Raw genomic sequence first — 553 nt, forward strand, 5'->3', positions numbered from 1 at the left:
TGCCCAGGAACAGGCGGGAAACCTTTACGGGACTTCCGTCTATCCTCATGTTGAACAAGGAGCCGTTCCCGATATCGCCGGTACTGAGCATCCCCCGGTTAAAAGGGTTGATGGAAATGCTCCATGTGCCCGTGGAGACCAATATGAAAGGTTTTTTGGCGCTCTTGATGTAGGGCAACAGGGCGGAGGAACTGTCGTGTATGCCAACGCCCATTTTGATCGTCCTGCCCTTATAGTCGACCGGAACGGTCTTTCTGGAGGACACCAGTGGCGGTAATTTCTTGTCGATGCCCTCTTGATAGACCCATGAATGGTAGTCCTTCTTTTCGAAGTCCCAGAGCATGGTGTGGCACCCGATGCTCGTATATTCGCTTACCGGGACTCCGGTGAACAGATAGCTCAGGTATTGGGGCAGGTGCAGGGAGTACCTTATTTTTTTGAAGGTTTCCGGTCTGGTCCTCTTCAGCCAATAGAGGTGCATACCGGTGTTGAGCATGCCCAGTTTTGGGGATCCGGTGACCCTTGACAGTTCGTCCTCGGGCCCGTATTCCTT

Annotated in this window: 1 protein-coding gene and 1 pseudogene; one reads left to right on the top strand and one right to left on the bottom strand. The window is 53.0% G+C overall.

Annotated features, from left to right (window positions below; all coding sequences use genetic code 11):
* Positions 1-277: hypothetical protein (locus H9565_RS20325; protein WP_317195453.1), on the top strand; the 277-nt coding region annotated here is incomplete at its 5' end.
* 27 nt (positions 278-304) lie between these two features.
* On the opposite strand, the pseudogene H9565_RS20330 reads toward H9565_RS20325, so the two are convergent.
* Positions 305-496: pseudogene (locus H9565_RS20330) on the bottom strand (FGGY family carbohydrate kinase); the annotation flags it as partial.
* Positions 497-553: the final 57 nt, after the last annotated feature.

Origin of the sequence: Zobellia russellii, assembly GCF_018728565.1 — a bacterium.
Taxonomy (GTDB): Bacteria; Bacteroidota; Bacteroidia; order Flavobacteriales; family Flavobacteriaceae; genus Zobellia; species Zobellia russellii.